Below are 23,266 nucleotides of genomic sequence, written 5' to 3' on the forward strand. Positions count from 1 at the left end.
TGAGCGGTTGGCTGGTCGTGGCGGTGCCGCCGGGTCTCGGCGCGGGGTGGCCGGCTTGTCTGCGCGGTGGCTGCGAGGTGGGAACGGGGGCGGCGCGGCGGGGAGTCGGCGGTCCGGGCACGGGGTGCGCAAGCCGCATGAACAGCGGCGCCACAGGCTTTGCCACGTGCGGCGATGGGTTGGGGCTACCGGGACTGGAGGAACAGACTGACGGCGTCTAGTCATGCGACCACGGTATAGGCATGCGACTAGATGTCGCGTATCAAGTTGATAACAGACTAATAGTCCCGCGCCTACGGTCGATCGTGTGGGAGTGAAGCCGATCCGACTCATGGGCGCACATGAGATCCGCGTCCGCCTGGGCGGCGTGAGCCGGCAGCGTGCGTACCAGATCAGCAGCCGCGCCGACTTCCCGAAGCCGGTCGCGGACCTGGCACAGGGCAAGGTGTGGCTGGCCGAGGACGTCGAGGCGTGGATGAAGGTCCATCGACGCGACCTCGACGAGGACTGACGACCGGCTCACCCACGGCGCGTCCGGGCGGCCCGGGCCAGGGCGAAGCCGCCGTCGCGCCGCTCCACCAGGCCGGTGGTCTCCAGGAGCGACAGTCGCCTTAGGACGACGCGAAGGCCGAGCCCGGCCTTCGCGGCCAGCTGTTCCGCGTCCGCGACGCCCCGGCGTGGCACCGCCTCCAGCACCAGGGCCGACTCCTCGTCCAGTCCGTCGCGGCGGTGGTCCGGTCCCCGTGGCGGCTCGGTCAGGTGCTCGCCGATCCGGCCGACCTCCTCCAGGACGTGCGACAGGCCGGTGACCAGCCGGGTCTGCGGGTGTTCCCGGAGCAGTTCGTGACACCCGACCGACATCGCCGAGGTGACCGGGCCGGGCACCACCATCGCGATCCGGTTCAGGGCCAGCACCCGGCTCATGGTCTGTACCGCGCCGCTGCGTGCCGCCGCCTCGACCACCACCGTGCCCCTCGTGGCGGCCGCGATCACCCGGTTGCGGATGAGGAAGCGGTGCCGCAGCGGCTCGGATCCCGGCGGCCACTCGCTGATCAGCAGTCCGCGCTCGGCGATCTGCTCCAACAGCGCCGCGTTGCCCGACGGGTACGGCCGGTCCACCCCGCTTGCCAGCACCGCGACGGTGAACCCGTTCGCCGCCAGCGCCGCCCGGTGTGCCGCCGCGTCGATGCCGAACGCGCCGCCGGAGACCACCGTCCACTCCCGCTCCGCCAGCCCGTACGCGATCTCGGTGGTCGCGTGCGTGCCGTACCCGGTCGCGGCCCGGGCACCGACCACCGCGACCGAACGCCCCAGCGCCTCGTGCAGCGGGCGGGTGCCGCGGACCCAGATGCACAGCGGTGGGCGGGTGTCCTGATTGACCCGGCCGCCGATGGTGAGGTGCATCCGGGACAGGTCCCCGACGGCGACCGGCCACTCCGCGTCGTCCGGCACCACGAGCCGGGCGCCGAGGCGGTCCGCCCGGCGCAGCGCACCGTCCGCGAGCCGGCGTGGGTCGCCGGCGGCCGAGCGGGCCAGCACCGCGTCCCGCAGGGCCGAATCGGAGATGTCGCCGCGGATCAACCGGTCCAGTGTGGCGGGTGCCCCGGCGGCGTGGACCAGGCCCCACACCGTCCGGTTGCCCGGCTCGGCGAGCCAGGTGAGCGCGACCCGAGCGGCCCGGTCCTCGTCGCTCGCGGAGCCGGCCGGCCGGTGCACCGGTGCCGGGCCGGGCGGCATCCGCCCGGTGTCGTCACCGTCCCGGCGCACCGTGGTCTCCTCGCCTGAGTTGTACGGCCTCGTCCACGTCCGTGCGCCGCGGGCGACTCCGCCCGTCCAGGTCGGCGATCGTCCACGCCAGACGCAGAGCCCGGTCGTATCCTCGGGCCGAGAGGTCGCCGCGTTCCAGTGCTCCCCGCAACGCGGCCGTGTCGCCGGGTGGCAGGTGCCACGGCGGCCGGCGTAACCGCGGCCCGGGCACCTCGGCGTTCAGCCGCCAGCCGTCGGCCGACCAGCGGGCCGCGGCGGCCGCACGGGCCCGGCTCACCCGCTCCGCGACGGCGGCGGACGGCTCGGCGGGCGCGCTGCCGGTCATCAACTGTGCGGCGCTGAGCGGTTGCAGGTGGAGGTGGATGTCGACCCGGTCGAGCAGTGGGCCGGAGAGCCGGGCGAGGTACCGGCGCCGGACCGGCGGCGGGCAACTGCAGTGCTGGTCGCCGGCCGGGCTGGCGCAGGGGCACGGGTTGGCCGCCAGCACCAGCTGCACCCGGGCGGGGAACTCGGTGGTGCCGCGGGCCCGGGCCAGCACCACCCGGCCGCTCTCCAGCGGCTGGCGGAGCGCCTGCAACGTGGCGGTGGCGATCTCCGGCGCCTCGTCGAGGAACAGGACACCGCGGTGGGCCAGCGACAGCGCGCCCGGCCGGGCCAGGCCGGAGCCGCCGCCGACCAGGGCGGCGAGGCTGGCGCTGTGGTGCGGGGCCTGAAACGGCGGCCGGCGCACCAGCCGGCCGTCCGGTGGCAGCACCCCGGCGATCGAATGCAGTGCGGTGACCTCGATCGCCGACTCGTCGTCGAGTTCCGGCAGGACGGACGGCAGGCGCTCGGCGAGCATGGTCTTGCCGGCACCGGGCGGGCCCAGCATGGCGAGGTGGTGCCCGCCGGCCGCGGCCACCTCGATGCCGTACCGGCCCATCGGCTGGCCGGCGACGTCGGCCAGATCCGGTCCGGTGGCCGGGGGCCGGTCCCGTGGTGGCGGGGGATCCAGCAGCTCGTCGCGGCCGCCGAGGAAACCGGCCAGGCGGCGCAGCGAGTCGGCTGCCCGGACCGTCATGCCGGGCACCACGGTGGCCTCGCGGGCATTGGCCAGCGGCACGATCACGCGATCGATTCCGGCGCGCGCCGCCGCGGCGACCATCGGCAGGACGCCGCGGATCGGGCGTACGGTGCCGTCGAGTCCCAACTCGCCCAGCACCGCCACGCCGCGGAGCGGGGCCGACGGCAGCTCGCCGGCGCCGGCGAGGAGCGCGCAGGCGATGGCGAGATCGAAGCCACTGCCGTGTTTCGGCAGGTCGGCGGGGAGAAGGTTGACCGTGATGCGGCGGTTCGGCCAGGTCTGGCCGGAGTTGACCACCGCGGCGCGGACCCGGTCCCGCGCCTCCTGCAGGGCCGTGTCCGGCAGACCGCTCAGCACCACCGCGGGCAGCCCGGGGGAGAGGTCGGCCTCCACCTGGACCACGTGGCCGGTCATGCCCACCAGGCCGACGCAGAAGACCCGTGCGTAGCTCATCAGAACGCCGCACGGATGTGCTGCACGACCGGGGCGCCGCGGTCCTGCGGAAGCACCGACACCACGTCGAAGCGGACCTCGCGCGGGCGTACCGTGTGCTCGGCGAGCCAGCGGGCGGCCAGCCGGCGCAGGCGGCGCACCTTGGCCGGGCGGATCGCCTCGGCGGGCGTACCGAACCGGGTGCTGCGGCGCGTCTTGACCTCACAGAACACCAGATCGTCGCCGTCCCGCAGGACGAGGTCGACCTCGCCGTCGCGGCAGCGCCAGTTGCGGTCGAGGACCACCAGGCCCAGTGCGGTGAGGTGCCGCTCGGCCAGGCGCTCGCCGTACGCACCGACCGCCTTTCGCTCCGTCGTCATGGCGGTCACCGTGGCCGAGACGGCGGTGCGCCGCCGACCGCCCTGTGGACGGAGCGCGATTGTGGATAACCGATGGGTGACTTGGCGAGATGATATGGCTCCAGCGGTGGCATCACGGTTCGTAGTCACCTAAGTTGCGAAACCGTGGATGGACATCGCCGCTACGCCGACGAGCCGGAACCGAGCTGGTACACCGGGCAGAGCAAGACGCCGTACCCCGCATCGGCACCGAACGGGCAGAACCCCTACGACTCCGGGGTGCACGAGCGGCCGAGCGGCGCGTTCCGGCTGCCGGAGCAGCGTGAGAGCGACTACGCCGCCCAGCCGACCTACGCCGCGCCGGACCCGGTGACGTCCACCGGCAGCCACTCGCGGGCGATCACCGACACCGGTACCGGTTCGCGGGACAGCATGCGGATGCCGGTCCGTGGCCCGGAGTATCCGGCGGTCCGCCCGACCAGTTCCCCGTCCACCGGTGGGCCGCCACCGGCCACGTACGGATCACCGTCGGCGGCGCTCGCCCCGGACGGCCCGGCGGCGTCCCTCCAGCAGCCCACCACCGCGATCCCGCCGGTCGGTCGTTTTCCGGACAAACCGGTCGACAGTGTCTACCGCACCCGGCGACCGGTGACCGCCATCGTGGTGGCGGTCGTGATGGCGCTGCTGATGCTGCCGACGCTGATGCTGCTGGGCGACGCCACCTTCGGCGGTGACCCGGTGGCCCGCGACGTCGTGCCGGCCGTACTGCTCACACTGGGACTGCCGCTGACCGGAGTCGGACTGTTCGCGCTGGCGGGCGGCGGGCCGGCGGGCCGCGAGGTGTGGCTGCGGCCGCCGATGGCGTACCTGCCGGTGGGTCTGGTGCTGCTGCTGGCCGCCGGCCTGGCCGTCGGCTGAGCGGCCCGGACACCCGCTCTTCGCGGCAGGGCGTATGCTGGACGACGGCGACCGCCTCGTGCGGTCGACCTCGCGCGCCCTCTGCCAGTCCGCCAGCGTCTGCTGACGCCGCCGGCAGCGGCGGCCCTCCCTGGTCTCGAGGTTCATCGGGTCCACCAGCGGCCGACGACCGGGCGCCAGGACGCCCACCGCCGGTGAGCGTGACAACCAGGGAACCATAGGGAGCTAACCCACCATGGCCGTCGTGTCCATGCGTCAGCTGCTGGAGAGCGGTGTCCACTTCGGGCACCAGACCCGGCGCTGGAACCCCAAGATGAAGCGCTTCATTTTCACCGAGCGCAACGGCATCTACATCATCGACCTGCGTCAGACCCTCGAGTACATCGAGAAGGCCTACGCGTACGTGCGGGACACCGTCGCCGAGGGTGGCCACGTGCTGTTCGTCGGCACCAAGAAGCAGGCTCAGGAAGCGATCGCCGAGCAGGCCACCCGGGTCGGCCAGCCGTACGTGAACCACCGCTGGCTGGGCGGCATGCTCACCAACTTCCAGACGGTGTACAAGCGCCTGCAGCGGATGAAGGAGCTCGAGGCTCTGGGTGACCTGAGCGGCACCGCCGCCGGGTACACCAAGAAGGAGACCCTCCAGCTGTTCCGGGAGAAGACCAAGCTGACCAAGACGCTCGGTGGCCTGCGGGACATGACGAAGGTGCCGTCAGCGATCTGGGTGGTCGACACCAAGAAGGAGCACATCGCCGTCGACGAGGCCCGCAAGCTGGGCATCCCGGTCATCGCGGTGCTGGACACCAACTGTGACCCGGACGAGGTCGACTTCCCGATCCCGGGCAACGACGACGCGATCCGCTCGGCCGAGCTGCTGACCAAGGTCATCGCCGCGGCCGTCGCGGACGGTCTGATCAAGCGGTCCGGCCGCAACCGTGGCGACGCCGACACCAAGCCCGAGCCGGGTTCGGTGGCCGCCGGTGAGCCGCTGCCGGAGTGGGAGCGCGACCTCTACGAGGGTGCCGAGAAGAAGGCCGCCGACGCGGAGCCGGCCGCTGCTGCCGCCGCCCCGGCCGCTGCCGCCCCGGCTGCCGCTGCGCCGGCCGAGGCCGCTCCGGCCGCCGAGCCGGTCGCGACCGCCGCGGAGTAAGACCGCAGGATGCCGGCCGCCGGGAACGGCGGCCGGCGCCTCCCTCATCCGCAACCCGAGCATCGAAGAGAGAGTCATGGCCAACTACACCGCCGCGGACGTGAAGAAGCTCCGCGACCTCACCGGCGCCGGCATGATGGACTGCAAGAAGGCGCTCGACGAGTCGGACGGTGACTTCGACGCCGCCGTCGAGTTCCTGCGCATCAAGGGTGCCAAGGACGTCGGCAAGCGGGCCGGTCGCACCGCGGCCAACGGCATCGTCGCCCACTACGGCAAGTCGCTGCTCGAGCTGAACTGCGAGACCGACTTCGTCGCCAAGACCCCGGACTTCGTCGCCCTGGCGCAGCAGCTGGTCGAGCACGGCGAGCAGAACAAGCTGGCCGACGCCGCCGCGCTGCAGGCCGCCACGCTGGCCGACGGCCGCCCGGTGGCCGACGTGATCCAGGAGTTCTCCGCCAAGATCGGCGAGAAGATCGTGCTGAACCGGTTCGCCACGCTGGACGGCACCGTCGCGGTCTACCTGCACCGCAAGGCGCAGGACCTGCCGCCGCAGGTGGGCGTGCTGGTGGAGTACGCCGGCAAGTCCGACGAGGCGGGCGACGCCGACGCCCGGGGCGTGGGCATGCAGATCGCCGCGATGCGTCCGAAGTTCCTGTCCCGCGCCGAGGTGCCCGCCGAGACGGTCGAGTCGGAGCGGCGCATCGCCGAGCAGACGGCGCGCGAGGAAGGCAAGCCGGAGCAGGCGCTGCCGAAGATCGTCGAGGGCCGGGTGAACTCCTTCTTCAAGGACTTCGTCCTGCTCGAGCAGCCGTCGGTGACGGACAACAAGAAGACGGTCGCCGCTGTCACCAAGGAAGCCGGCATCGAGATCACCCGGTTCGTCCGGTTCGAGGTCGGCCAGGAGTAACACCCTCAACCACAAGCTGAGGTACGGGAGGTCGGGAACGCGATTCTGCGCCCGACCTCCCGGTCCCATAGGGTCTCTGGCAGTAAGCCGAAGGGGAAGGCGGGTCTCTCATGACGATGGTGACCGAGCAGGCTGCTCAGCTCGAGGAACCGGTAGCGCCTCCCGTGCGGCCGCGCCGGGTGATGCTCAAGCTCTCGGGCGAGGTGTTCGGCGGTGGCGCGGTCGGTGTCGACCCGGACGTGGTGCAGGGCATCGCCCGCCAGATCGCCACGGTCACCCGCCGCGGGATCCAGGTCGCGGTCGTGATGGGCGGCGGCAACTTCTTCCGCGGCGCCGAGCTGCAGAAGCGCGGCATGGACCGCTCCCGCGCCGACTACATGGGCATGCTCGGCACGGTGATGAACTGCCTGGCCCTGCAGGACTTCCTGGAGAAGGAAGGCATCGAGACGCGGGTGCAGACCGCGATCACGATGGCCCAGGTCGCCGAGCCGTACATCCCGCTGCGCGCCATCCGGCACCTGGAGAAGGGCCGCGTGGTGATCTTCGGGGCGGGCGCCGGCATGCCGTACTTCTCCACCGACACGGTGACCGCCCAGCGGGCCCTGGAGATCCACGCCGATCTGGTGCTGATGAGCAAGAACGGCGTGGACGGCGTCTACACCGCGGACCCGCGCACCGACCCGTCCGCCCGCAAGATCGAACAGATCACGTTCGCCGGCGTCCTGCAGCAGGGGCTGCGCGTCGCCGACCAGGCCGCGTTCAGCCTGTGCCAGGAGAACAACCTGCCGATGCTGGTGTTCGGCGCGCAGGGCGACGACACGATCATCCGGGCCGTGAGCGGCGAGAAGATCGGTACCTTGATCACCGCGTGATCGTCGGATCAGTCCAGAAGAACCACCAGAGCCAGCTAGGAGGCGACACAGCGGTGATCGACGAGGTCCTCTTCGAAGCCGAAGAGAAGATGGAGAGCGCGGTCGAGCACGCCAAGGAGGAGTTCGCCGCGATCCGTACGGGCCGTGCCACGCCGGCGATGTTCTCCAAGATCGTCGTCGACTACTACGGTGCGCCGACCCCGGTGACGCAGATGGCGTCCGTCGGCGTACCGGAGCCGCGCATGGTGATCGTCAAGCCCTACGACCAGTCCCAGCTCGGTCCGATCGAGCGGGCGATCCGTGACTCGGACCTCGGGGTGAACCCCAACAACGAGGGCACCCAGCTGCGTATCCACCTGCCGCAGATGACCGAGGAGCGGCGCCGCGACATGATCAAGGTGGCGCGGCACAAGGCCGAGGAGGGCCGGGTGTCCATCCGCAACGTCCGCCGCCGGGCCAAGGAACAGTTGGACCGCCTGGTCAAGGACGGCGAGGTCGGCGAGGACGAGGGCCGGCGCGCGGAGAAGGAACTCGAGGACGTGACCCACAAGTACGTGGCGGTCGTCGACGAACTGGTCAAGCACAAGGAAACCGAGTTGCTCGAGGTCTGATGTCGTACCTCGATCCCCGCAGCGGGCCCACCCCTTCCGGCGACCGGCCGTCCGACCGGGACGCACCGGCCCCGTACGCCGCCTACTGGGTTCCGGAGTCCGACGCGGGGACGAACGGCGCTGGCGCGGACGGGCCACCGTACCGGCCCGCCGCTCCGCCCTGGGACGCACCGAACGCCGCGACCTCGACGTCGGAGGCCGAATACCACCTGGCGGCCGGGCCCAAGGGGCCGGGCCGCCGGCGTGCGTCCGGCGACGGCAAGGCGCGCGGCCGGGCCGGCCGCAACCTGCCCGCCGCGATCGCCGTGGGCCTCAGCCTCTGCCTGGTCGTGCTCGCCTCCCTGGTGGTGTGGAAGGAAGCTTTCCTGGGCGTGATCGCGATCGCCGCGGGCGTCGGCGTCTGGGAGATGTGCCGGGCCCTGCGTACCACCGGGGCGCACCCGCCGCTGATCCCGCTGCTCGCCGGTACGGTGCTGATGACCGGGCTGGCCTGGTACTCCGGCGAGGACGGCGTGGTGCTCGGCCTGGTGGTCACGGTGCTGGCCGCGGTCCTCTGGCGGCTGGCCGACCGGCCCGCCCACGTCCGCCAGGACCTGACCGCGAGCATGCTCATCGCGGTGTACGTACCCTTCCTGCTCAGCTTCGGCGTCCTGCTCTCGCTGCCGGACGACGGCGACTGGCGGGTGCTGTGCACGCTGCTGGCCGTGGTGCTCTCGGACACCGGCGGCTATGCGGCCGGGGTGTTCTTCGGCCGGCACGCGATGGCACCGCGGATCAGCCCCAAGAAGTCCTGGGAGGGCTTCGCCGGCTCGGTGACCGCGGCCGCCGTGGGCAGCTCCCTGCTGTTGTACTTCCTGCTCGACGTGCCGTTCTACTGGGGCCTGGTGTTCGGGGCGGTCATCTCGGTGGTCGCGGTGCTGGGCGATCTGGCCGAGTCGATGCTCAAACGGGACCTCGCGATCAAGGACATGAGCCGGCTGCTGCCCGGCCACGGTGGCCTGATGGATCGGCTCGACTCGATCCTCTTCGCGGTCCCGACCGCGTACCTCCTGTTGTCGCTCGTCGCACCCCCGGGATGAGCGATGAGTGAACAAGTCCCCGGACGTGGGAGACTGGACCGGCCATGACGATTCTTCCGGTCATTCCGACGAACCCCGATACGCCCGACGCGGTCGGCACGCGACGTCGCTCCGCCATGCCGCCGCGCCACCTGGCCGACCTGGACCTGGCCGGCCGCCGCGCCGCCGTGACCGAGCTGGGCGAGCCCGCGTTCCGCGCCAAGCAGATCTCCACCCACTACTTCGGGCGCCTGGTCCGCGACGTGGACGCGATGACCGACCTGCCCGCCGCGTCCCGCGCCCGCCTCGTCGACGATCTGCTGCCCACGCTGCTCACCCCGGTGCGCGAGATGGCCTGCGACGACGGCGCGACCCGCAAGACGCTGTGGAAGCTGCACGACGGCGCGATGGTGGAAAGCGTCCTGATGGGCTATCCCGACCGGATCACCGCCTGCGTCTCCAGCCAGGCCGGCTGCGGCATGGCGTGCCCGTTCTGCGCCACCGGCCAGGCCGGGCTGACCCGCAACCTGTCCGTGGCCGAGATCGTCGATCAGGTCGTGTATCTCGCCGGGGTTGCCGCGTCCGGCGCGGTGACCGGTTCCCCGCCGCGGCTGTCCCGGGTCGTCTTCATGGGCATGGGTGAGCCGCTGGCCAACTACCCGCGGGTGCTCGCCGCGGTACGCCGGCTCACCGCTCCCGCCCCTGAGGGGCTCGGGCTCGCGCAGCGGCACATCACGGTGTCCACCGTGGGTCTGGTGCCCGCAATGCGGCGGTTGATTGCGGAAGAGCTTCAGGTGACCCTTGCGCTGTCCCTGCACGCCCCCGATGATGATCTGCGCGATGAGCTTGTGCCCGTCAATCAGCGTTGGAAGGTGGCTGAGGTGCTCGGAGCCGCGTTCGACTACGCGGCGCAGACCGGACGCCGGATCTCCATCGAATACGCCCTGATCAGGGACGTAAACGATCAACCTTGGCGCGCCGACCTGCTAGGTCGGCTGCTGCACGGCAAGCTGGCTCATGTGAACCTGATCCCGCTGAACCCGACCCCGGGCAGCAAGTGGGACGCCAGCCCCAAGCCGGTGGAGCGGGAGTTCGTCGCTCGGCTGCGCGCAGCCGGGGTGGCGACCACGGTCCGCGACACCCGGGGCCGGGAGATCGACGGTGCGTGCGGCCAGCTGGCCGCGAGTGAGCTGACGGAGGCGGGCGCAGGGGGCCCCGCCGCCGAGGCGGAGGTGGCACAGTGACTGGGGGCAGTTCCCAGCAAGCGGAGTGGGAGACGTTGTGACGAGTCAGGGGCAGCGTTTCCGGAGGCGCGCGCTACGGCGCGGCTACAAGGTCGACGAGGTCGACGCGTTCCTGGACCGGGTCGAGTCGACCCTCGCCGGCGAGCCGGTCGGTGCGCCGGTCGGCGCCCAGGAGGTGCACGACGTGGTCTTCCGCGTGCGTTTCGGCGGGTACGACGAGTGGCAGGTCGACCTGCACCTGGACCGCGTGGAGCGGCAACTGGCCGAGTTCGAGGACCGCGGCGGGCGTGCCCCCGACCCCCGCATGGCCGCCGAGCCGATGCGCGGCGGGATGCCGGTTGATCGTGGCATGCCGGCCGATCGTGGCATGCCGGCCGATCGGATGGGCCCGCCGATGGGCCGGTCCGCGCCCGCACCGCCCACCGAACGCCTGCCCGCACCGATGCGCGACGACCGGCAGCTTCCGCCGCCGATGCCGCAGCGACAGCAACTGCCCGCCCCCGACCCGTATGGCGGACGCTACGAGGAGCCGTCGTACGGCGGCCAGCCGCAGCGCCCGGGCCCGGGCCCGGCCGGCTTCGACACCGGCAGTTACGACGCCTTCGAACCCGGCCGGCACGGCAAGGCGGACATGACCGCGGAGATCCGGATGCCGGACCGCGAGCGGGACCGCGGGTACGGCGGCCCGGCACCGATGAGCGGCCCGCCGATGCCGGCGTCGCCGATGAGCGGGCCCCCGATGAACGGCCCGCCGATGGGTGGCCCCCCGATGGGCGGTCCGCCGATGGGTGGCCCGCCGATGGGCGGCGGTCCGGGCATGGGCGGCGGTCCGGGCGGTGGCCCCAACGGCGAGCTGTACCGGGTGGACCAGCTGCGCCGGACGTTCCAGCCGCGGCGCTTCGGCAGCGGGTACGACCCGATGCAGGTGGACCGGCTGTTCGAGAGCATCCTGCAGGCCATGTCCGGCCGCGGCCCCATGCCGGTCCCCGAGAACGAGCTCGACACGCTGCAGTTCGGGCTGGTTCCGGGCGGCTACTTCGAGGCCGAGGTGGACGCGGCGCTCCGCGAGGTCAAGGACATCCTGCTGCGCCGTCGCTGACCCGCAACGCGAAAAGGCCCGCCACCGGCGGGCCTTTCTCGTGTCCGGACGTTACTGGTCGTTCGGCTTCAGCCCGTTGCGCCGCAGCACCGCGTCCACCGCCACCGTGGCGAGCAGGGCCAGCGCGGTGAGGACGAGGAACACGTTCTCGGTGTTGCCCTCGTGGTTACCCCACAGGTACAGCAGGATGACGACGGCCGAACCGATGGCGCCGATCCGGGCCCACTTGCGGTTGCCCGGCTTGAGCTGGTCGGGGGCGTAAACCGGCTGTTCTTCCGCGGCCACTGTCGGTGCCTCCTCCACGAACGATCACGTCTGTCAACCAGTCTGACACGAGCCCGATGCGGCCATCTCACCAACCCGGCTGTAGTTTCGATGCCGTCAAGGCGAGCGGACAAAGGGAGTACGCGGTGCGGATCACGGGCACTGGGCACGCGAGCATGCGGATCGACACGGCCGCCGGCAGCATTCTGTGCGATCCGTGGGTCAACCCGGCGTACTTCGCGTCATGGTTCCCGTTCCCGGACAACTCGCTGCTGGACTGGGAGACGCTCGGCGACGTCGACTACCTGTACGTCTCGCACCTGCACCGGGACCACTTCGACGCCGCCCACCTCAAGCGGTTCGTCAGCAAGAAGGCCACGGTGCTGCTCCCCGAGTACCCGACCAGCCAGCTCGAGGACGAACTGCGCGACCTCGGCTTCACCAGCTTCCTGAAGACGAAGTCGAACCAGGTGCACGAACTCGACGGCGGCCTCAAGGTGATGATCCAGGCGCTGATCAGCCCCACCGACGGCCCGATCGGCGACTCGTCGCTCTGGGTGGAACACGACGGCATCCGAGTGCTGAACCAGAACGACGCCCGCCCCACCGACCTGTCCACGTTCGCCGAACTGGGCCACGTGCACGCGCACATGCTGCAGTTCTCCGGCGCGATCTGGTACCCGATGGTCTACGAACTGCCGCAGGCGGCGAAGACCGCGTTCGGCAAGCAGAAGCGCGACCGGCAGTTCGACCGCACCTGGCGGTACATCGACGACCTCAAGGCGTCGCACGTCTTCCCGATCGCCGGCCCGCCGTGCTTCCTCGACGACGAGTTGTGGCAGTTCAACGACATCCACGGCGACGAGGGCAACATCTTCCCCGACCAGTCGGTGTTCATGACCGAGTACGCGAAGGTCGGCGGCACCAACGGCATCGTGCTCCTCCCCGGCAGCACGACGTCACTGACCTCGTCCGGCGAGGCGACCACCACCCACCCGACCGACGTCGACGAGTTCTTCGCCAACAAGAAGGCGCACCTCGAGGAGATGCGGGAGCGCAAGGCGCCGATCATCGCCGCCGAGAAGGCGTCCTGGCGGCACCCCGAGATCGACGTGCTGGGCGAGCTGAAGAAGCGCATCGAGCCGCTGCTGGAAGAGTCGATCTACCTGGCCAAGGGCGTGGGTGGCCCGGTCCGGTTCGACCTGGTCGGCTACGACGACGACGCCGTCGAGTCAATCGTGGTGGACTTCCCCGGCAAGCAGGTCCGGCCGTACGCCGACGAGAAGGTCCGCTACCGGTTCCGCACCCAGCGGGAGCTGATCGAACACCTGATCCACATCGACGAGGGCGACTGGGTCAACTCGCTGTTCCTGTCCTGCCGCTTCTCCGCGGCCCGGATCGGGCAGTACAACGAGTTCGTGTACGCGTTCTTCAAGTGCCTCTCCGAGGAACGCCTGCAGTACGCCGAGGGCTGGTACGACGAACACGAGCGCTCGGTGGACGCCGAGGACACGACGCTCGGCGACTGGACCGTCCAGCGGCGCTGCCCACATCTGAAGGCCGACCTGTCCCGCTTCGGCATCGTGGACGGCAACGTGCTGACGTGTCAGTTGCACGGGTGGAAGTTCGACCTGCCGTCCGGTCGGTGCCTGACGAGCGTGGGGCACTCCGTACGCGCCAGCCGCAACGTCGACAACCCGGCCTGACGTCGCGCCGGGTGGCGCTCGTCACCGGCCCAGGTCACGGAGGATGCGTCGGGCGGCGTTGTGGCCGGCGGCGCCGATGACGCTGCCGGCCGGGTGGGCTCCGGCCGAGCCGGCGTACAGCCCGTCCAGGCCGGTGGCGTAAGGCATCCGCTGGTCGAAGGCGACCGTGTTGTCCACGTGGTGGATGTGGCCGCCGGTGATGCCGAAGTGCCGTTCGATGCCGGGCGGGGTGAGCGGCATCGTGTCGGCCACCAGGCCGGACGTGCCGGGCGCGTAGCGGTCGCAGATCTCCAGGAGGCGGGTCACGTAGCCGGGCAGCTCGGCCTCCCAGGTGGTGCCGGCGAGCTGGTACGGCACCGACTGCACGAACAGCGCCGACGAGTGGTGGCCGGCCTCGTCCTGCAGGGACGGGTCGACGGTGGTGTGCAGGTACCACTCGATGGTCGGCTCGGCGGGGAGCCGCCCGGCCTGCACGTCGGCCCACATCGCCCGCAGGGCTGCCATCGGGGAGTCCGACTCGGCCAGGCCGGCCAGGCCCGCGGAGCCGGGCAGCAGGTGGATGGTCGAGCCGAACGGCGACGCGGCGTCGTCCGGGAGGCAGGCGAAACGGGGCAGCCCGGACAGCGCCAGGTTGATTTTCAGGGTGGTGCCGGGGCGCCGTACGGCGGCCATCCGCTCGGTGAGGGCGGCGGGCAGGGCGCCGTCGGGGACGAGGTCGATGAGCCGGTACGGGTCGCAGGCGCCGAGGACCACCCGCGCCTCGACGGTGCGGCCGTCGGCGAGCGCCACCCCGGACACGGCCTGCCGGGTGACCGTCACGGCGCTCACCGGGGTGCCGGTGAAGAGCTTGGCGCCGGCGGCCCGGGCCGCGTCGGCGAACGTGCGGGACACCGTGCCCATGCCGCCGGCCGCGATCATCCAGGTGCCGTCGGCGCCGGGTAGCCGGCACATGTTGTGCACCAGGAAGTTGTGGCCGGTGCCGGGGTCGTCGGGGCCGGCGTTGAGTCCGGACAGGCCGTCGGTCACCGCGTACATGCTCATCAGCAGTTCGCTCTTGAAACCGAAGCGGCCCAGGTAGTCGGCGACCGAGCCGCGTACCAGATCGATGAAGGTGCTCTGCAGTTGCGGCCGGATGTGCCGGTCGGCGATCTCCTCCACCGGGCCGGGCTCGGCGAGCCAGGCCGGCGCGAGGTCGGCGCGCAGCGCGGCGATCTCGACGGCCATCGCCTCGTCCGCGGCGATGTCGCGGGGGGAGAAGAAGCGTTCCATCTGCGCGCGGGTGGCCGCGCGGTCCGAGCCGAACAGCAGGTACGGCGAGCCGGGGTCGCCCGGTGTGGGCAGGAAGTAGTGCGGGTCGCGGCGCAGTACCGGGATGTCCAGGTCGAGCGTGCGCAGGAGTTCCGGCGGCATCAGGCCCAGCAGGTACGAGCCGGTCGACTGGCCGAGGCCGGGGACCTTGGCGAACGGCCGTTCGGTGCGGGTGGCGCCGCCCAGCACGTCGGCCGCTTCGAGCACCACGACGTCCAGTCCGGCGCGGGCCAGCAGCACCGCCGAGACCAGCCCGTTGTGGCCGGCTCCGATGATCACCACGTCGGCCCGGCCGGGGAGCGTTCCATCGGTCATGGAGGCCGAGCCTAGCGCGCGAGTTGGCGCAGGGTTCCGTGTAGTTCGCGTTCGAACAGTGGCTCGATGTCGGTCATGGCCCACTGCAGATGCCCGAAGACCTCCATCGCCACCATCCCGTACAGGCGGGTCCAGGACGCGACGAACAGGTACACCACGGGCAGCGGGAAACGGTCGCCGAACGTGTCCAGGTACGGCTGGAACGCCTGCCGCAGGTCCGGATCGAGGGACTCGGCGGCTTCGGGCAGGGGATGCTGGGCGAGATGTTCCTCCAGGACCGTGAAGAACGACTCGGCGAACCGGGCTCCGGCGTCATTGGCGGGGCTGCAGTCGGCGGCCATCGGGGTGACGCCGGGGATCGGGCTGCCGAACATCAGCGCGAACTCCGCCGGGTGCGCCAGCGACCAGCGGCGGAAGCCGCGGGCCAGGTGCGCCACCCGGGTGAGCGGCGGTGCGCCGGCGTGCGCGGCGGCCACCTCCTCGACGGAGATCCGCAGTTCTTCGAACAGGTCGGTGACGATGGCCCGGACCAGCGCGTCCAGGCTGTCGAAGTAGCGGTAGATCGCGGGCGCGGTCATGCCCATGTCGCGGGCGATGGCCCGCAGCGAGATGGCCGCCGGACCGCCGGTCACCAGAAGGCGACGGCCGGCCTGCTTGATCTCGGTGACGGTCGCCGTGCGCAGCCGGTCCCGGCGGCTGGGCGTGGTCGTCGTCATAGTGGTCTCCGTTTGACGTGAGCGAACGCCGTTGTAAGAGTAAACGGTGTTCACTCGGATGAGCGCCGTTAGATCGCGACTGTAACGGCCCGCGGGGAGGCAGGACCATGTTCGGTTGGTGGGGACGGACCGTCGTACGGGTGCGGTGGTGGGTGGTCGCGGCCGCCGCGGCCCTCGTCGTGGTCGGCGCCACCTGGGGCGCCGGCGTCTTCGGATCGCTGGCCGGCGGCGGGTACGACGACCCGGACAGCGAGTCCAACCGCGCCGCCCGGGCCATCGCCGAACAGCTCGGCCAGCGCCCGCCGGACCTGCTGGTGCTCTGGTCCAGCGACACCGCGACGGTCCAGGACGCCGGGTTCCGCTCCGCGGTCACCGAGGCGGTCACCCGGATCCGGGCCCTGCCGCAGGTCGCCTCCGTCGCCAGCTACCTCGACCCGGCCTCGCCGCAGCTGGTGAGCGACGACCGGCGCGCGACGTACGCGGTGGTGCAGCTCGCCGCCGCCGACGAGGACGGCAAGCTGGCCGCGTACGAGGAGATCGAACCGCGGCTCGGCGCGGCCGGCCTGACCACCACGGTCGGCGGCAGCGTCGGCTTCGGGGCGCAGGCCAACGCGCAGACCGAGAAGGACATCACCCGGGCCGAGATCTTCTCGCTGCCGGTGCTGTTCGTGCTGCTGGTACTGATCTTCCGCGGGCTGGTGGCGGCGCTGTCCCCGCTGGTCGTCGGCGGCATCGCGATCCTCGGCGCGCTGGTGGCGGTGCGTGCGCTCACCTACCTGACCGACATCTCGGTCTTTGCGATCAACGTGATCACGCTGCTCGGGCTGGGCATGGCGGTGGACTACTCGCTGTTCGTGGTCAGCCGGTTCCGCGAGGAGCTGGCGGGCGGGCGGGACGTGCCGGCCGCCATCCGGATCACCGTGGCCACCGCCGGCCGTACCGTCGTGGTCTCCGGTCTGACCATCGTGCTCGCGCTGGCCAGCCTGCTGATCTTCCCGCAGCCCTTCCTGGGCGGCATGGCCATCGGCGGCATGGCCGCCGTGCTGATCGCCATGCTGGCCGCGCTCACCGTGCTGCCCGCGGCGCTGTCGCTGCTCGGCCACCGGATCGACGCGCTGCGCATCCCGCTGCCGGCGTCGAAGCGCGAACCCGGCGCCGGCTGGGCCCGGCTCGCCCGCAGCGTGATGCGGCGCCCGGTGCTCTACCTGGTCGGCGTGCTCGCGGTGCTGGTGGTGTTCGCGCTGCCGTTCAGCCGGGTGCAGTTCGGCGGGTTCGACGAGCGGGTGCTGCCCGCGGACACCCCGGCCCGGATCGTGGGCGAGGCGCTGCGCAACGACTTCCCCGGCGGTGGGATCACCCCGATCAACGTGTACGCACCGGACGGCGACGCCGCGGCGCTGGCATCGCGGATCACCGGGCTGCCCGGAGTATCCGGCGCCGACGTCACCGCGCCCACCCTGGTCACCGTGACCACCTCGGCGGAACCCACGTCCGCCGAGGCCCGCGGTGTGGTGCGGGACATCCGCGCGCTCGATCCGGACGTGCTGGTCGGCGGCCGGGCCGCGATCGACCAGGACCTGCTGGACAGCCTCGCCGACCGGCTGCCGTGGATGGCACTGATCATGGCGGCGGCCACCATGATCCTGCTGTTCCTGGCGTTCGGCTCGATCCTGCTGCCGATCAAGGCGGTGCTGATGAACCTGGTCTCCATCGGCGCCTCGTTCGGCGTGGTGATCTTCATCTTCCAGGACGGCCACTTCGAGGACCTGCTGCGCTTCGAGTCGACCGGATACATCGAACCCAGCAATCTGATCCTGGTGCTGGCCGTGCTGTTCGGCCTGGCCACCGACTACGAGGTGTTCCTGCTGTCCCGGGTGCGCGAGGAGTGGGACGCGGGCCGGGACAACACCGCGGCGGTCGCCACCGGCCTGCAGCGCACCGGCCGGATCATCACCGCGGCGGCGCTGCTGCTCATCGTCGTGGTGGGCGGCTTCGCCACCGGCGGCGTGACCGTCGTCAAGCTCATCGGCGTCGGCATGATCGTGGCGATCATCGTGGACGCGACGCTGGTCCGGGCACTGCTGGTGCCGGCGACGATGCGGCTGCTGGGGCACTGGAACTGGTGGGCTCCGGGACCGCTGGCACGGTTCTACGCCCGGTACGGGATCTCCGAGGCGCCCGATCCGGCTCCGGCTCCTCCCCCTCGAGAGCCTGCACCCGCTTAGCCCGCTGGAACGTGCTCGCGCTCTGGGTGGCCGCGTAGCCGGCCAGCACGATGACGTGGAACAGGTAGAGCCACAGCCCCACCGCGATCACGCCGCCGATCTCGGTGAAGCCGCCGAACGGCACGCCCAGGTCCAGCGGCAGCGCGCAGAACAGCACGAAGCCATGCAGGAAACCGGACAGGTTCGCGGCGGTGAACGAGCCGACCAGCACCGTCGCGAGCCACTCCGGCCGGCCCGGCGCCAGGTACCGGTACACCCAGAGCACCACCGGCGTCAGCACCAGCCAGGCGGCGAAGAAGGACAGCACCACGCCGCCGACCGCGTACCAGCCGCCGCGCACCCAGAGCCCACTGGTGACCGGCAGCGCCAGGAACAGCGCGAGCAGCAGCGCCGGCGCGGCGGCCAGCAGCGGCAGCCACAGCACCCGCCCGCGCCAGCCGACCAGCTGCTCACCCGGGTCGCGCAGCGAGACGAACGCGCGGCGCAGGCCCTCGCCGTACAGGGTGGCGGGCAGCAGGCTGGCCAGCGCCAGCATCGGGGTGAGCCCGAGGCCGGCGTCGATCAGCAGTTGCAGCGCGCGCGGCGCACCGATCGCATCCGGCAGCGCGGCGATGGTGTGCCCGGTCAGCCGCCGGACCCGGTCCGCCCCGGCGATCAGCCCGGTGATCCAGATGGCGAGCAGCGCCACCGGCACCACGGCGATCCCGGCGTAGAACGTCACCGCGGCGGCGTGCAGGGCGACATCGCGCCCCGCCAGCAGCCGGAACGGCGCCGCGACAACCTTGCGTACCCGTGCCAGCCACCGTCGCATGGGCTCTTCATACCCACTTATCCACAGGCGGATACGAAAGGCGGGTAACGGTACGCTGAGTTCGGCACGATGTCCGGTGGAGGTGAGATCCATGGCAGCGCCCGCCCGCAAACCGTCGTTCGACAATCTCGGCACGGTCAGCCAGCCGTGGACCGCGCAGTTGGCCCTGGACCTGCTGCCGGAGCGCGACGGCCCCAGGATCGAAGTCATCCGGGGGAGCGTCATCGTGACACCACATGCCGGCTATGACCATCAGGACATCGAGATCGAGCTGTGCTACCGCCTCAAGCAGGCTGCCCTGCCCGCTGGACTGTGGGTCTATGCCGAGGTCAATGTCGTTTCCGGTGACGACCTGTTCATCCCCGACCTGGCCGTGCTGCGGCGTTCCGGTGGCGGCCACAAGACGATGCCCATCACCGATGCGGTGCTGCTCGGCGAGATCGTCTCCAGCGGTAACCGGCGCAAGGATCTGGTGGACCGCCCTCGGGAGTATGCCGAGGCCGGCGTGCCGTACTTCCTCCGGGTGGACGCGCGCAACCGGGTGCCCGGCTTGGTGTTGCATGAGCTTGTTGACGGTGCGTATCGCCCGGTCGTGGCCACCGCCGCCGGCACGGTGTTCGCCATGACAGCGCCGTTCACCTTCTCGGTCGACCCGGCGGAGTTGCTTGGCGACGCGGGCTGAGCGCGGGCCGCGTGCGGACGTCCGGGAAGATGGCGGGCATGCGTGAGCTTGTCCTGCTCGGTTCGACCGGGTCCATCGGCACCCAGGCCATCGACATCGTCCGGCGCAACCCGGACCGGTTCCGGGTGGTGGCGCTCGGCGCCGGCGGCGGCAACGTCGAGTTGCTCGCCGCGCAGGCCCTGGAGTTGCGGGTCGACGTGGTCGGGGTGGCGCGGTCCAGCGTCGTGCAGGACCTTCAGCTGGCGTTCTACGCGGAGGCCCAGAAGCAGGGGTACGCCACCGGCGGCTTCAAGATCCCGAAGATCGTGGCGGGACCGGACGCCATGACCGAGCTGGCGCAGTGGCCCTGTGACGTGGTGCTCAACGGCGTGGTGGGCAGCCTGGGGCTGGCGCCGACGCTGGCCGCGCTGGGCTCCGGGCGTACCCTCGCGCTCGCCAACAAGGAGTCGCTGGTAGCCGGCGGCCCCCTGGTCCGGGCGGCGGCGACGCGGCCGGGGCAGATCGTGCCGGTCGACTCCGAACACTCCGCGCTCGCCCAGTGCCTGCGCGGCGGGGCCGGCACCGAGGTACGCCGGCTGATCCTCACCGCCAGCGGCGGCGCGTTCCGGGACCGGCGGCGGGACGAGTTGGCGAACGTCACACCGGACGACGCGCTCAAGCACCCGACCTGGGACATGGGTCCGGTCGTCACGATCAACTCGGCCACCATGGTGAACAAGGGTCTCGAGGTGATCGAGGCACACGAGTTGTTCGGGGTGCCGTACGACGCGATCGAGGTCATGGTGCACCCGCAGTCCGTGCTGCACTCGCTGGTGGAGTTCCGGGACGGCTCCACGCTGGCCCAGGCCAGCCCGCCCGACATGCGGCTGCCGATCGCGCTCGCGCTGGCCTGGCCGGATCGCGTGCCGGAGGCCGCGGCCGCGGTGGACTGGCGGGAGGCGCACAACTGGGAGTTGCGCCCGCTGGACCACGACACGTTCCCGGCGGTCCGGCTCGCGAAGCAGGCCGGTGCCGCGGGACACTGCCGTCCGGCGATCTACAACGCCGCGAACGAGGAGTGTGTGGCCGCGTTCGTCGCCGGTCGGCTACCTTTTCTGGGCATCGTCGCGACGCTCGAGGCGGTGCTCGCGGCGGCTCCGGACTTCCCCGAGCCAGGTACGGTCGATGAGGTGCTTGCCGCGGAGGCATGGGCGCGTGCCCAGGCCCAGCGGATGATCGCGCATGCGGCAGAAGGAGCCTGATGCTGTACTGGCTAGGTGTGGCGGCGTTCGCGCTGGCCATTTTGATCTCGGTGAGCCTGCACGAGGCCGGCCACATGATCACCGCCAAGCGTTTCGGCATGAAGGTCACCAAGTACTTCGTCGGCTTCGGCCCGACCGTGTTCTCCTTCCGGCGTGGCGAGACCGAGTACGGCCTGAAATGGATCCCGCTCGGCGGCTTCTGCAAGATCGTCGGGATGACGCCGCAGGACGACGACGTGGACCCGGCCGACCAGCACCGCGTGATGTGGCGTTACCCGGTGTGGAAGCGCACGGTGGTGATGTCGGCGGGGTCGATCACGCACTTCCTGCTGGCCGTGGTCGCCATGTGGTTCGCCGCGGTCTTCGTCGGCCTGCCCAACCCGGACCTGCCGCAGAACGCGGCCGAGCAGCGCACCGCGCCGGCCGCGATCGAGGTCGGCGAGTGCGTGCAACTGGCGGTCTCCTCGACGCAGCCCTGCGCGGTCGGCCAGAACGGCAACGTGGCCGGACCGGCCGCCGCGGCCGGCCTCAAGGACGGCGACATCATCACCCGGGTCGGTGAGGTGCCGATCATCAACTATGGCCAGCTCACCGACGCGATCCGGTCGTCGAAGCCGGGGCCGGTGGAGTTCGGGTACACCCGCGACGGGCAGCCCGGCACCGCGACCGTCGACCTGGTGGCAGCCCAGCGCACCCCGCTGGACGACCCGGACGGACCGGTCAGCGAGGTGGCGGTGGCCGGCGTGGCGTGGACTACCGACGAGCCGGGGCTGGTCACGTACGGGCCGGTCGACGCGATCGGGGCCACCGGGGACTACAGCTGGACGATCGTCGAGGGTACGTTCGCCTCGCTCAAGCGGATCCCGGAGAAGGTCCCCGCGCTGTGGAACTCGATCACCGGCTCCGAGCGTGACCCGGACACCCCGATCAGCGTGGTCGGCGCGAGCCGGCTGGGCGGCGAGGCGATCGAGGCCGGCCTGCCCCAGATCTTCCTGATGATCTTCATCTCGCTGAACGTGTTCATCGGCATCTTCAACCTGCTGCCGCTGCTCCCGCTGGACGGCGGCCACATCGCCATCGCCTGGTTCGAACGCGTCCGGTCCTGGCTGTACGCCCGGATGAAGAAGCCGGACCCCGGACGGGTGGACTACTTCAAGCTGATGCCGCTGACCTACGTGGTCATCCTCATCGGCGGGGCCTTCACGCTGCTCACGATCACGGCCGACGTGGTCAACCCGATCTCGATCTTCGCTAGGTGAGTGACATGACCGCTGTCAGTCTCGGTATGCCGGCCGTACCCCCGCCGCCGCTGGCCCCGCGCCGGCACAGCCGCCAGATCATGGTGGGCCCGGTGGCGGTGGGCGGTGGTGCCCCGGTCAGCGTGCAGTCGATGACCACCACGCTCACCGCGGACGTCAACGCCACCCTGCAGCAGATCGCGGAACTCACCGCGTCCGGCTGCCAGATCGTCCGGGTCGCGGTGCCGTCGCAGGACGACGTCGAGGCGCTGCCGGCGATCGCGAAGAAGTCGCAGATCCCGGTCATCGCCGACATCCACTTCCAGCCGAAGTACGTGTTCGCCGCGATCGACGCCGGCTGTGCCGCGGTCCGGGTGAACCCCGGCAACATCCGCCAGTTCGACGACAAGGTCAAGGAGATCGCCAAGGCCGCCTCCGGCGCCGGCGTCCCGATCCGGATCGGCGTGAACGCGGGCTCGCTGGACAAGCGACTGCTGGCGAAGTACGGCAAGCCGACCGCCGAGGCGCTGGTCGAGTCCGCGCTGTGGGAGTGCTCGCTGTTCGAGGAGCACGACTTCCGCGACATCAAGATCTCGGTCAAGCACAACGATCCGGTTGTCATGATCCGCGCGTACCGGCAGCTCGCCGAGCAGTGCGACTACCCGCTGCACCTCGGCGTGACCGAGGCGGGCCCGGCCTTCCAGGGCACCGTGAAGAGCGCGGTGGCGTTCGGCGCCCTGCTGGCCGAGGGCATCGGCGACACCATCCGGGTGTCGCTGTCCGCGCCGCCGGTCGAGGAGATCAAGGTCGGCAACGCCATCCTGGAGTCGCTGGGCCTGCGCGAGCGCGGCCTGGAGATCGTCTCCTGCCCGAGCTGCGGCCGCGCCCAGGTGGACGTCTACACGCTGGCCGAGCAGGTCACCGCGGCGCTCGAGGGTTTCCCGGTGCCGCTGCGGGTCGCGGTCATGGGCTGCGTCGTCAACGGACCGGGCGAGGCACGCGAGGCGGACCTCGGCGTCGCGTCCGGCAACGGCAAGGGCCAGATCTTCGTGAAGGGCCAGGTCATCAAGACCGTGCCGGAGTCGATCATCGTGGAGACGCTGGTCGAGGAGGCGCTCCGGCTGGCCGACCAGATGGGCGCGGAACTGCCGGACGAGCTGCGCGAGCTGCTGCCGGGGCCGACGGTCACGGTTCACTAGTGCGGTCCGACCGTGGTGTTCCACTGGAGCGCTCCAGTGGGACACCCCCGGGGGTTGCCCGGCGCCCACGCCGGAGGGCCC

General features: G+C 71.3%; 21 protein-coding genes and 1 pseudogene. 15 read left to right on the forward strand and 7 right to left on the reverse strand.

The features are described 5' to 3' along the window. Nucleotides 1-331: 331 nt before the first annotated feature. On the forward strand, nt 332-511 hold the full coding sequence (locus tag LDL48_RS20180) for an AlpA family phage regulatory protein (RefSeq protein WP_225256751.1): 180 nt from the start codon (nt 332-334) through the stop codon (nt 509-511). Nucleotides 512-519: 8 nt separating this feature from the next. Here the strand turns inward: LDL48_RS20180 and dprA are convergent, their stop codons facing one another. The 3 genes from dprA to LDL48_RS20195 are packed head-to-tail and all read right to left on the reverse strand — an operon-like array spanning nt 520 to nt 3,642. Continuing rightward, the gene (gene dprA, locus LDL48_RS20185; protein WP_225256752.1) at nt 520-1,737 is read right to left on the reverse strand and encodes a DNA-processing protein DprA; all 1,218 of its coding nucleotides are present in this window, start codon (nt 1,735-1,737) and stop codon (nt 520-522) included. Between the two features lie 13 nt (nt 1,738-1,750). Further along, nucleotides 1,751-3,283 carry a YifB family Mg chelatase-like AAA ATPase gene (locus LDL48_RS20190; RefSeq protein WP_225256727.1) on the reverse strand — a complete coding sequence of 511 codons (1,533 nt, stop codon included), beginning with the start codon at nt 3,281-3,283 and terminating at the stop codon, nt 1,751-1,753. Next, nucleotides 3,283-3,642, reverse strand: coding sequence for a YraN family protein (locus LDL48_RS20195; protein WP_225256728.1), 360 nt, complete (start codon nt 3,640-3,642; stop codon nt 3,283-3,285). Before LDL48_RS20195 ends, LDL48_RS20190 begins: the two co-directional genes overlap by 1 nt. 144 nt (nt 3,643-3,786) lie before the next feature. On the opposite strand from LDL48_RS20195, the gene LDL48_RS20200 reads away from it, so the two are divergent. From LDL48_RS20200 to LDL48_RS20235, 8 genes are all read left to right on the forward strand, one after another. Continuing rightward, a complete protein-coding gene (locus LDL48_RS20200) occupies nt 3,787-4,539 on the forward strand; it encodes a hypothetical protein (protein ID WP_225256729.1) in 753 nt (250 codons plus the stop codon). A 235-nt stretch (nt 4,540-4,774) separates the two neighbouring features. Next, nucleotides 4,775-5,689 (forward strand): 30S ribosomal protein S2, encoded by a 915-nt coding sequence (rpsB, locus tag LDL48_RS20205; RefSeq protein ID WP_225256730.1) that lies wholly within the window; start codon nt 4,775-4,777, stop codon nt 5,687-5,689. Nucleotides 5,690-5,765: 76 nt separating this feature from the next. Next, nucleotides 5,766-6,596, forward strand: coding sequence for a translation elongation factor Ts (gene tsf / locus LDL48_RS20210; protein WP_225256731.1), 831 nt, complete (start codon nt 5,766-5,768; stop codon nt 6,594-6,596). 110 nt (nt 6,597-6,706) lie between these two features. After that, entirely contained in the window at nt 6,707-7,468 is a 762-nt protein-coding gene (pyrH, locus tag LDL48_RS20215) for a UMP kinase (protein WP_225256732.1), read from the forward strand. A 53-nt stretch (nt 7,469-7,521) separates the two neighbouring features. After that, the gene (frr, locus tag LDL48_RS20220) at nt 7,522-8,079 is read left to right on the forward strand and encodes a ribosome recycling factor (protein WP_225256733.1); all 558 of its coding nucleotides are present in this window, start codon (nt 7,522-7,524) and stop codon (nt 8,077-8,079) included. Continuing rightward, nucleotides 8,079-9,158 carry a phosphatidate cytidylyltransferase gene (locus tag LDL48_RS20225; protein WP_225256734.1) on the forward strand — a complete coding sequence of 360 codons (1,080 nt, stop codon included), beginning with the start codon at nt 8,079-8,081 and terminating at the stop codon, nt 9,156-9,158. The genes frr and LDL48_RS20225 overlap by 1 nt, the downstream gene beginning before the upstream one ends. Before the next feature lie 44 nt (nt 9,159-9,202). Then, a complete protein-coding gene (gene rlmN / locus LDL48_RS20230) occupies nt 9,203-10,381 on the forward strand; it encodes a dual-specificity RNA methyltransferase RlmN (protein WP_225256735.1) in 1,179 nt (392 codons plus the stop codon). Nucleotides 10,382-10,418: 37 nt separating this feature from the next. Beyond that, the gene (locus LDL48_RS20235; RefSeq protein ID WP_225256736.1) at nt 10,419-11,480 is read left to right on the forward strand and encodes a DivIVA domain-containing protein; all 1,062 of its coding nucleotides are present in this window, start codon (nt 10,419-10,421) and stop codon (nt 11,478-11,480) included. Nucleotides 11,481-11,531: 51 nt separating this feature from the next. On the opposite strand, the gene LDL48_RS20240 is transcribed toward LDL48_RS20235, so the two are convergent. Continuing rightward, nucleotides 11,532-11,765 (reverse strand): DUF2631 domain-containing protein, encoded by a 234-nt coding sequence (locus LDL48_RS20240; protein ID WP_225256737.1) that lies wholly within the window; start codon nt 11,763-11,765, stop codon nt 11,532-11,534. A 131-nt stretch (nt 11,766-11,896) separates the two neighbouring features. Here LDL48_RS20240 and LDL48_RS20245 point away from each other — a divergent pair, with 131 nt between their 5' ends. After that, nucleotides 11,897-13,450, forward strand: coding sequence for a Rieske 2Fe-2S domain-containing protein (locus LDL48_RS20245; protein ID WP_225256753.1), 1,554 nt, complete (start codon nt 11,897-11,899; stop codon nt 13,448-13,450). 21 nt (nt 13,451-13,471) lie between these two features. On the opposite strand, the gene LDL48_RS20250 is transcribed toward LDL48_RS20245, so the two are convergent. Further along, nucleotides 13,472-15,073: a phytoene desaturase family protein gene (locus tag LDL48_RS20250; protein WP_225256738.1), complete on the reverse strand. Its 1,602-nt coding sequence runs from the start codon at nt 15,071-15,073 to the stop codon at nt 13,472-13,474. 11 nt (nt 15,074-15,084) lie between these two features. Beyond that, complete coding sequence (locus LDL48_RS20255; RefSeq protein ID WP_225256739.1) at nt 15,085-15,789, reverse strand: TetR/AcrR family transcriptional regulator; 705 nt, start codon at nt 15,787-15,789, stop codon at nt 15,085-15,087. Nucleotides 15,790-15,896: 107 nt separating this feature from the next. Here LDL48_RS20255 and LDL48_RS20260 point away from each other — a divergent pair, with 107 nt between their 5' ends. Then, nucleotides 15,897-18,014: an MMPL family transporter gene (locus tag LDL48_RS20260; protein WP_225256740.1), complete on the forward strand. Its 2,118-nt coding sequence runs from the start codon at nt 15,897-15,899 to the stop codon at nt 18,012-18,014. Between the two features lie 70 nt (nt 18,015-18,084). Here the strand turns inward: LDL48_RS20260 and LDL48_RS20265 are convergent. Next, nucleotides 18,085-19,035: pseudogene (locus tag LDL48_RS20265) on the reverse strand (YhjD/YihY/BrkB family envelope integrity protein); the annotation flags it as partial. Here LDL48_RS20265 and LDL48_RS20270 point away from each other — a divergent pair. From LDL48_RS20270 to ispG, 4 genes are read left to right on the forward strand one after another with little or no spacing between them, the layout of a single operon-like run. Next, nucleotides 18,917-19,507: a Uma2 family endonuclease gene (locus LDL48_RS20270; protein ID WP_225256741.1), complete on the forward strand. Its 591-nt coding sequence runs from the start codon at nt 18,917-18,919 to the stop codon at nt 19,505-19,507. The pseudogene LDL48_RS20265 and the gene LDL48_RS20270 sit on opposite strands and share 119 nt — an antisense overlap. A 29-nt stretch (nt 19,508-19,536) precedes the next feature. Continuing rightward, nucleotides 19,537-20,748, forward strand: coding sequence for a 1-deoxy-D-xylulose-5-phosphate reductoisomerase (gene dxr / locus LDL48_RS20275; RefSeq protein WP_225256754.1), 1,212 nt, complete (start codon nt 19,537-19,539; stop codon nt 20,746-20,748). Further along, entirely contained in the window at nt 20,748-22,007 is a 1,260-nt protein-coding gene (locus LDL48_RS20280) for a M50 family metallopeptidase (RefSeq protein ID WP_225256742.1), read from the forward strand. The genes dxr and LDL48_RS20280 overlap by 1 nt, the downstream gene beginning before the upstream one ends. A gap of 5 nt (nt 22,008-22,012) precedes the next feature. Beyond that, nucleotides 22,013-23,185, forward strand: a complete 1,173-nt coding sequence (ispG, locus tag LDL48_RS20285) for a flavodoxin-dependent (E)-4-hydroxy-3-methylbut-2-enyl-diphosphate synthase (protein ID WP_225256743.1) — start codon at nt 22,013-22,015, stop codon at nt 23,183-23,185. Nucleotides 23,186-23,266: the final 81 nt, after the last annotated feature.

Origin of the sequence: Jidongwangia harbinensis (assembly GCF_020216025.1) — a bacterium.
GTDB lineage: Bacteria > Actinomycetota > Actinomycetes > Mycobacteriales > Micromonosporaceae > Actinoplanes > Actinoplanes harbinensis.

Bases quoted from the DNA above. Each gene is read 5' to 3' on its own strand.
- pyrH (WP_225256732.1), top strand. From the start codon at position 6,707: ATGACGATGGTGACCGAGCAGGCTGCTCAGCTCGAGGAACCGGTAGCG.
- LDL48_RS20260 (WP_225256740.1), top strand. From the start codon at position 15,897: ATGTTCGGTTGGTGGGGACGGACCGTCGTACGGGTGCGGTGGTGGGTG.
- LDL48_RS20190 (WP_225256727.1), bottom strand. From the start codon at position 3,283: ATGAGCTACGCACGGGTCTTCTGCGTCGGCCTGGTGGGCATGACCGGC.
- LDL48_RS20280 (WP_225256742.1), top strand. From the start codon at position 20,748: ATGCTGTACTGGCTAGGTGTGGCGGCGTTCGCGCTGGCCATTTTGATC.
- rlmN (WP_225256735.1), top strand. From the start codon at position 9,203: ATGACGATTCTTCCGGTCATTCCGACGAACCCCGATACGCCCGACGCG.
- dxr (WP_225256754.1), top strand. From the start codon at position 19,537: ATGGCGGGCATGCGTGAGCTTGTCCTGCTCGGTTCGACCGGGTCCATC.
- LDL48_RS20255 (WP_225256739.1), bottom strand. From the start codon at position 15,789: ATGACGACGACCACGCCCAGCCGCCGGGACCGGCTGCGCACGGCGACC.
- dprA (WP_225256752.1), bottom strand. From the start codon at position 1,737: ATGCCGCCCGGCCCGGCACCGGTGCACCGGCCGGCCGGCTCCGCGAGC.
- LDL48_RS20250 (WP_225256738.1), bottom strand. From the start codon at position 15,073: ATGACCGATGGAACGCTCCCCGGCCGGGCCGACGTGGTGATCATCGGA.
- LDL48_RS20225 (WP_225256734.1), top strand. From the start codon at position 8,079: ATGTCGTACCTCGATCCCCGCAGCGGGCCCACCCCTTCCGGCGACCGG.
- LDL48_RS20180 (WP_225256751.1), top strand. From the start codon at position 332: ATGGGCGCACATGAGATCCGCGTCCGCCTGGGCGGCGTGAGCCGGCAG.
- rpsB (WP_225256730.1), top strand. From the start codon at position 4,775: ATGGCCGTCGTGTCCATGCGTCAGCTGCTGGAGAGCGGTGTCCACTTC.
- tsf (WP_225256731.1), top strand. From the start codon at position 5,766: ATGGCCAACTACACCGCCGCGGACGTGAAGAAGCTCCGCGACCTCACC.
- LDL48_RS20195 (WP_225256728.1), bottom strand. From the start codon at position 3,642: ATGACGACGGAGCGAAAGGCGGTCGGTGCGTACGGCGAGCGCCTGGCC.
- ispG (WP_225256743.1), top strand. From the start codon at position 22,013: ATGACCGCTGTCAGTCTCGGTATGCCGGCCGTACCCCCGCCGCCGCTG.
- LDL48_RS20270 (WP_225256741.1), top strand. From the start codon at position 18,917: ATGGCAGCGCCCGCCCGCAAACCGTCGTTCGACAATCTCGGCACGGTC.